Raw genomic sequence first — 7,659 nt, 5'->3', positions numbered from 1 at the left:
GCGCAGGACGCCCTCGCCGGACTCCTCAAGACCGGCAACGGCGCCCGCGTCCAGCGCGAGCTGTTCCGGCGCACCGGAAGCCTCCGCGAGGTCGCCGCGGCCTGCGTCCGTCGCACGCAAGTGTGATGGCCACTGTGGCTCTCAGACGGGGTGACCGAGGCGACCGTGGCGGGCGAGGGCACGCTGCGCCTTACTCAGCGCACGGCTGGGGGAGCGGGAGCGGAGCGCGGCACGAGCGGCGTTGGCGCCCGGTGCACCGTGGACCCCGCCGCCCGGGTGAGCCCCCGCGGACGCCAGGAACAGCCCGGCGATCGCTGTCTCGGGGCGTCCGGTGCCCGGCAGGGGCCGGAAGACGAGCTGCTGGTGCATGGCCGCGGTGCCGCCGTTGATGGCACCCCCGTGGAGATTGGCGTCGTGCTCCTCCAGATCGGGTGGGGCGAGGATGCGGCGGGCCGCAATGAGCGAGCGGAAGCCCGGAGCGTACCGCTCGACCTGGGTTTCCACCCGGTCGGCCATCAGTTCCTGGTCGGCGCGGTCCCAGATGCCGGCGATGCCCGCGCCTCCCGCGTCGCCGCGGACTCGGTGGGGGAGGTGGGTGTACGCCCACGACGACTGCGTGCCGGCGGGCGAACGGGAACGGTCGGCCGTGGTCATCTGCCCGAACAGGAGGAAGGGCCGTTCGGGCACCTGCCCCATGGCGATCTGCGCGGCGAACTGCGTCAGCGCGTCGACCCCCTCGGCCAGGTGCACCGTTCCCGCCTGAGCCGCCGCGGGCGCCGACCAGGGCACCGGGCCCTCCAGGGCCCAGTCCACCTTGAAGGTCGCGAAGTCCCACTGGAAGCGGCGCACATCCTCCAGAACCCGAGCCGGAAGGTCGTCGCGACTCACCAGCTCGCCGTACAGGGCGGGCACGGACACGTCGGCCAGCACGGCGCGGCGCGCCGGAACCGCGTCGCCGTCGACCGTGCGGACGCCCACCGCCCGCCCGGAGCGCACGACGACCGAAGCCACCCGGGTCCCGCAGCGGAGCGTGCCGCCCTGCCTGCGAAGACGGCTGACGAGGGCGGCCGTGAGCGCCCCGGCCCCGCCGACAGGTACGGGGAAACCGTACGTCTGGCCCAGCATGGCCATCAGCCACCCAAAGCCTCCGCTCCCTGCCGCCTCCGGCGCCAGGTCGGCGTGGAGTGCGCTGCCGGCCAGCAGGAGGGCCCCCAGCTCGCCCCGGAACTCCTCCTCGCCCAGGCGCCGCACGGGCAGTACGAGCGTGCGGGCCATCCGCAGCCCCCCGCCAGCGCGCAGCCGGGCCGCGAGCCGCAGTCCCGCACGCAGCGGTGGGAAAGGCGTGAACAGCGCGTCGACGAGGTCGTCACCGAGGCGGTCCCAGGCCGTGCACAGCCGTAGCCATGCCGCGCCGTCGCCGTCGAATTCCGCGTCGAGCACGGCGGCGGTATCGCCGGCACTCCGGTGCAGCACCGCGCAGCGGCCGTCGAGCAACGGATGGGCGACCACGGCCGGCGCGTGGCTCCACCGCAACCCTTCGCGGTGTAGCCCGAGCCCGCGGATGACCGGCGAGGCGGCCGCCAGGGGATAGAAGGAGCTGAAGAGGTCGTGCACGAAATCGGGATGGACGTCCCGCGCGGAGCGGACCCCGCCGCCGGGCTCGTCCTGCGCCTCGAGGACTTCGACGCTCCATCCCGCGTCGGCCAGCAGGTTCGCGGCGACCAGACCGTTGGGTCCCGCGCCGATCACCACCGCGTCTGCCATGGGCGTGCCTCCCGTAACCGGCCCCGTTCAGTCGTCCTCGCCTTCGTGCGCCCCGTGCGTCTCCACGACCCGGGCCAGCCGCCCGAGCATGCTGCGGTGCCGGACCTGGAGCAGAGCGTCCAGCGCGGCGTTGTGGAGCGCGCCGCCGGGGCCGCGCAGCGGGTGTTCGTCCACGATGACCAGGGTGTCGTCCCCCCAAGGGCGCAGTTCGAAGGCGATCCGCGCGGAGCCGAGCCATCCGCTGAGGGCTTCCAGCTCCAGCTGCCGCGGGGGCTGGCAAAGCCGGACGATCGTCTCGCCCGTCAGCTTCACCGGGCCGAGGACCACCGTGTATTCGATTCTGGACCCCACCCCAGGCCAGTCACCGGCGGAATGTCGGGACGACGACGGCCCCACGACCCAGTCCCCGTAGAGCCTGCCGTCCGCGAGGACGGCCCATACCTCTTCCAGCGCGCCACGCACGAGTCGGTGTCGTACCGCCATGGATTCCTCCAGTGGCACCCGGTGTTCCCGGCCGCTTGTTCTCCTGCCCTCCGTTACGGTCGTTATAGGTGTATTCGCGGAGTTTCCTCGATGTCGAAGGACGTCTGCGGGATCTGGAGGTCCAGCGTGACCGGCTCCCCGCCTCTCATGGGCCGTACGGCGGTGGTGACCGGCGCCGCCCGAGGCATCGGGCGGGCGGTGGCGCACATCCTCGCCGCTCGCGGAGCCCATGTCGCGCTGCTCGGACTGGAACCAGGGGAATTGGAGTCGGCCGCGGCCGCTGCGCCCGGGACGGCGCGGGCCTGGTGCGTCGACGTGACGGACGAGGCGGCAATGCGTCGCACCGCCGACGAAGTGGCCGAGCGGTTCGGTGCGGCCTCCGTGGTCGTGGCGAACGCCGGCATCGCCGCCGGAGGGCCGTTCGCGGAGGCGTCCATGGCGACCTGGCGCAGGATCGTCGAGGTCAACCTCGTCGGAAGCGCCCTGACCGCCCGCACCTTCCTCCCGCACCTGCTGGCCACCCGCGGCTACTACCTGCAGGTCTCCTCGCTCGCCGCCATGGGCTCGGCCCCGTTGATGTCCGCCTACTGCGCCTCCAAGTCAGGGGTTGAGGCGTTCACGCACTCCCTGCGCGCCGAAGTGGCGCACCGCGGCGTCGACGTCGCCGTCGCCTACATGAGCTGGACAGACACCGAGATGATCCGCGACGCGGAGTGTCACCCGACCATGCGTGAACTGCGAGCCCTCATGCCCTGGCCCGCGAGCCGCACCTACACCGCCGAGGCCACTGCGGAACGGCTGGTACGCGGCATCGAGCACCGCTCGGCCGCCGTCTACGTACAGCCCTGGCTGCGCGGCGTCCAAGCGGTGCGCACCCTCCTGCCCGGCCTGGTGGCCTGGCGGGCCCGGCACACGATGGGCGATCTCGAAGAGCGCGGCGACATCACCGACACCGGCCTGCTCGGCGCGGGCGGCCGCGCCGATCCATCCGGGAGTTCCGTCTCCCGGCCCTGACCTCGCCGTCAGGGAGCGGTCATCGCAGGCTCGCGAGGGCCTGGGGCGACAGGGTCTTGATCATGGTGTTGGTCCAGCGCATCTGCCGCAGCGTCTGAGGGTGGCACCGCGTCGCGACGTCGAGCAGGGCCTCGTCCTTCGTGGCCTGTCCGGCCTGGGCCAGCATCTCCCAGTACAGGGAGTTGCCGGACGCGGCGAGGTGGAGGTCGCGCAGGTCCCGCAGGAGCAGCAGCGCCGGTTCGGGGTGGCGCCCGACCGCCTCGGCGGTCTTCCTGCCGATCGTCGACAGGAGGCCGACATGCGGTTCGTCCAACGGATCGAGGTCCAGGTCGTAGGCCTGGGCGGTGTCCGCGATTCGGCGCGTGTGCTCGCGGGACCATGCGGCCAGGTCGACGGCGACGTGGTGGACCTCGTGCTCCGTGCGATGGCGGTCGGCCACGGCGACAAATTCCTTCGCCAGGTGCTCCTCGTCGCCGTGCAGCGCGCGCAGCAGGTCCTTGATGCCGTTCACCGGATTCCGCCTTCCTGCGTGTCGGGGGAGGGGAGCCCGCCGGGCACCTGGGACGCATACGCGCCCGGGCCTCCCGCAGTGGCGGGCACGGCGCCGCTCCGCACGGGCGCAGAGGCCGTGGTGGTCGGTGCGGGAGCGGTGGCTCCGTCGCCGCGTCGCACCAGGGTCAGGGCAGCCGCGGCGGTCTTGAACAGCGGTTGTTTGGAGACCGGGTCCCAGTCGGTGACGGTTGTCTCGTTCGCGGCGCGGCTCGGGGTGTCACCGTCCGGCCCGTGCCCCGCGGGAGTGTCCCAGTAGCCGTAGTGGAACGGTACGAAGAGCAGCCCCGTCCGGAGGCCGGTGACGCGCAGCCGCCCGCGCAGCGCCCCGCGGGGCGTGGTGACCTCGACCAGATCGCCTTCGTGCAGGTCTCGCGCTTCGGCGTCGCCGGCGGAGATCTCCACCCACACGTCGGGGGCAGCGGCGTTCAACTGGGGCGCCCGGCCCGTCTTGGTCCTGGTGTGGAAGTGGTAGATCGTGCGCCCCGTGGTGAGCTGGAATGGGTACTCCGGGCTCGGTTCCTCGTGCGGCGGCAGGTACGGGGCCGCCTTGACGATCGCCTTGCCGTCCGGGTTGAGGGAGCGGTATTCCACCACGCTGTCGGCGGCGCCGGTGACCAGGTCCTTGCCGTAGCTCTCACACAGGTCCGGGTGTGCCCAGGCGATTCCGTCGCGGTACAGCCGTTCGGTGCCGTCGGGGGCCTCGTCGTTGCACGGCCACTGGACGCCGCTGCCGCCGCGCAGCTTGTCGTAGGTGATACCGGTGTAGTCGCAGGGGTGGCCGACGCTGCACCGCTTCCACGCCTCGAACGCGGATTCGGGGTCGTCCCACTTGACCAGCAGGCCGTCGTCCTTGTCGCGGAAGTCCATACGGGTGGCGTAGTCGAGGAAGACCTCCAGGTCCGGCCTGGCCTCGCCGGGAGGGTCGACGGCCTTCTCCGACAAGTGCACAGTGCGGTCGGCGTTGGTGAAGGTGCCCGTCTTCTCTCCCCAGGTCGCCGCGGGCAGTACCACGTCGGCGAGTTGCGCCGACTCCGTGAGGAACAGGTCCTGCACAACGACGAAAAGGCGCTCCTGCGTGAGGATCGAGCGGATGCGGGACAGTTCGCTCAGGGACACGGCGGGATTCGTACCGCTGATCCACAGCATGCGGATCGACCCCTGCTCGGCGTAGCGGAACATCTGCATGGCGTGCGTGGGGGGCGCGTAGTGCGGGATCGCCGACGGTTCGACGTTCCAGACCTTCGCGAGATCGGCGACATGGGCGGCGTTCTCCCAGTTGCGGAAGCCGGGCAGGTCACCGTTGGCCCCGCATTCGCGCGTGTTCTCCGCGGTGGGTTGGCCGTTCATCTGCAGCACACCGGCCCCGGGTCTGCCCAGCATGCCGCGGAGCAGGTGCAGGTTGTTGACCTGGACGGCGGCCGCTGTCGCCTGGTGCGACTGGTAGAAGCCCTGGAGCACGGTCGACGTCAACTGGTCCGCGTTTCCCAGGATCTCCGCGGCCTCGGCGATGCGCGCCGCCGGTACGTCACAGATCCCGGCGGCCCATTCAGGACTGCACTTCCGCACCTGCTCTGTCAGTTCTTCGTAGCCGACCGTGTGGGCCTCGATGTATTCGTGGTCGACCCGGTCGGTGCGGATGATTTCGTGCAGCAGGGCGTTCATCAGGGCCACGTTCGTGCCGACGCGCGGGGCGAGATGGACGGCGGACCGGCGGGCCACCTGAGTGGGGCGGGGGTCGACGCAGACCAACAGCGGAGGGGCCGCACCCTCGAGACGGTCGAGGATGCGCATCCACTGCACTGGCTGGGTCTCGGCGATGTTGTGCCCGAACAGGGCGATGACGTCCGCGTGGTCGAAGTCGTCGTAGCATCCCGGCTGGCCGTCGCAGCCGAACGACTCCTTCAGCGCCTCCCCGGCGGTCGCCGTGCACAGACGGGTGTTGCCGTCCAGATGGTTGGTGCCGATCCCGGCCCGGGCCAGGACGGCGAGGGTGTAGTACTCCTCCAGGAACAGCTGACCGGAGGTGTAGAAGCCGAGCGAGCCAGGTCCGTGCTCATCCAGCAGTGCCCTCGAACGAGAGACGACGCGGTCCATCGCGGTGTCCCAGCCGCACTCGACCAGTCGGCCGTCGCGACGGATCAGCGGCCGGGTGAGCCGGTCCGCAGAGCCGTTGGCCTGCCAGCCGAAGAGGTCCTTAGGGCCCAGCCGGCCGTGGTTGACCCGATCGGTGGCGCGGCCCCGCACGCCCACCATCCGGTTCCCGACGACGGCGATATCCATGGCGTCGCCGTCCGAGTGCAGGATCGACGCGGCTTGCACCCACCGGTCCACCTTCTCCGGTTCGACTCCCTCGGCCAGGTACGCGTCCACGCGCGTGGGCCACGCTTCGTGCCGGCCATAGGGCGTCCGGCTGCCCCACGGGTACGCGATCCGGTCCACTGACGGCTCCATGTTCGCCTCCGGGCTGTGGCCTCTCGGCGCCGATCGCTCCTCGGGTACCCGCGGTCTGCTTGACTACACTGCGCTGAGCGTTCTGCGGCTTGCGGCCCTTGCGTTTTCAACGAGAGATGCACCACCCCACGATCCATTCTGGTGGGCCCCCCGACGGTTCGCTCCTGTGCACCCATCGCTCTCGTACAGGGTTTCCTCCTCGTTGAGCCCTGGCAGGTCATCGAAGAGCGATACCCCTACCGTCGGCCAGGTGACGCGTGCCCTCGTTGATGTGCGCCCGCGAGCCTGCCAGTGTCCACTCGGTCACCGCCTCGCTGGACGACCCAGGTGTCTGACCCTTGTGGTGCAGGTCCGACCACGTGGATGCCCACGTCAATACGCGATGACGCCGTTCACCACGACCGTGTACCTGTTCTGATCGTTGGGCGAGCATGGAAGACACCACGGGTACGCCGGCGCCACCCATCACAAGCTCTGCTGAATTGGCCGGTGCGTACTGGCTGTCGGCTTCCGCCCCTATCTACAACGCCGTGGTGCGGCAGTGGCTTGAACAAGGCCGTGAGGTCCCCGGCCAGCCCCAACTCGCGGCAGCATCCCGCGGCGACCTCTTCACGCGGGCCTGATCCGGCACGCCCCGCCATGAAGGCCGCGAGCTACGGAGCAGGCCGGGCAACGGCGAGTTCAGCCTCGTTGCGGAACGGCGGTGTGATTGGGGCCGTTGGCTGCTCTCCCCGCGTGGAAGACACCAAATCGTGTGCAGTCCCGCCAGAAGCGTCCGTCGCCGACGGGAGATGCGCACGGGGCAGGGGCACGGGGGTATCAACCGCCCTCATTCCGGTCGCCGGCGTCGTGTTCTTGGCGGGTGCGCCAGGACGTGCTGCGCGCCTGTGCCCCACGCTCCGGTGGCGGTTGCCTCCTGCGTACACGGCGTCCGACAGCGACGGCCGTGATGAGGAGGACCACCAGGGCGACGCCCACGACGAACGGTACGGTTCCCACAAGGTAGTCATGAGGCGGGGCAACTTGCGTCCACTCCATCTGCATGGAACGCGGTTACCCTCCGTACGAAGAACAACGCGCTGCAGGCAGGCCACGCACCAACATCGATTCGTAGCCGAGAGCCTGCAGAGCAGCTGGGTGATACGCGACACTCAGCTGCCGGTCTTAATCGAAATTGGATGACTCGAGCGGACCTTCGCACAACAGAGGACTTCTTGGCCGAGCTCCTCGTTCAAGGGCTGTAAAGCTTCTCAGCAGCTTGAATGATGCTCTGCGCGAAGGCTCGTTGAGCGACTGCATCCGCCTGGCTTACGCAAGCGGACACGATGCAGGAGGACCGTATGGAGCTGCTCGGTGTGTTTTGTGCCGTGTTCGGCGGGAACCCGAACTACACAT

Annotated in this window: 6 protein-coding genes and 1 pseudogene; 2 read left to right on the top strand and 5 right to left on the bottom strand. The window is 70.2% G+C overall.

Going from position 1 to position 7,659, the window contains the following annotated elements:
• Positions 1-126: pseudogene (locus CHF15_RS45985) on the top strand (carboxylate--amine ligase); the annotation flags it as partial.
• A gap of 15 nt (positions 127-141) precedes the next feature.
• On the opposite strand, the gene CHF15_RS31275 reads toward CHF15_RS45985, so the two are convergent.
• Positions 142-1,764: a phytoene desaturase family protein gene (locus CHF15_RS31275; protein ID WP_089227254.1), complete on the bottom strand. Its 1,623-nt coding sequence runs from the start codon at positions 1,762-1,764 to the stop codon at positions 142-144.
• Between the two features lie 27 nt (positions 1,765-1,791).
• Positions 1,792-2,247, bottom strand: a complete 456-nt coding sequence (locus CHF15_RS31270) for an SRPBCC family protein (RefSeq protein WP_089227273.1) — start codon at positions 2,245-2,247, stop codon at positions 1,792-1,794.
• 90 nt (positions 2,248-2,337) lie between these two features.
• On the opposite strand from CHF15_RS31270, the gene CHF15_RS31265 reads away from it, so the two are divergent.
• Positions 2,338-3,261, top strand: a complete 924-nt coding sequence (locus tag CHF15_RS31265; RefSeq protein WP_089227253.1) for an SDR family oxidoreductase — start codon at positions 2,338-2,340, stop codon at positions 3,259-3,261.
• Between the two features lie 19 nt (positions 3,262-3,280).
• Here CHF15_RS31265 and CHF15_RS31260 read toward each other — a convergent pair whose 3' ends face one another.
• The 3 genes from CHF15_RS31260 to CHF15_RS46765 form a co-directional block, all read right to left on the bottom strand.
• Entirely contained in the window at positions 3,281-3,772 is a 492-nt protein-coding gene (locus tag CHF15_RS31260) for a hypothetical protein (RefSeq protein WP_089227252.1), read from the bottom strand.
• The gene (locus CHF15_RS31255) at positions 3,769-6,264 is read right to left on the bottom strand and encodes a molybdopterin oxidoreductase family protein (RefSeq protein WP_089227251.1); all 2,496 of its coding nucleotides are present in this window, start codon (positions 6,262-6,264) and stop codon (positions 3,769-3,771) included. The genes CHF15_RS31260 and CHF15_RS31255 overlap by 4 nt, the downstream gene beginning before the upstream one ends.
• An 819-nt stretch (positions 6,265-7,083) precedes the next feature.
• Positions 7,084-7,302, bottom strand: a complete 219-nt coding sequence (locus CHF15_RS46765) for a DUF6479 family protein (RefSeq protein ID WP_410169672.1) — start codon at positions 7,300-7,302, stop codon at positions 7,084-7,086.
• Between the last annotated feature and the right edge of the window lie 357 nt (positions 7,303-7,659).

Source organism: Actinacidiphila glaucinigra (assembly GCF_900188405.1).
Lineage (GTDB): Bacteria > Actinomycetota > Actinomycetes > Streptomycetales > Streptomycetaceae > Actinacidiphila > Actinacidiphila glaucinigra.
The sequence above is the reverse complement of the archived record's forward strand: the minus strand, read 5'-3'. Positions and strand labels throughout refer to the sequence as shown.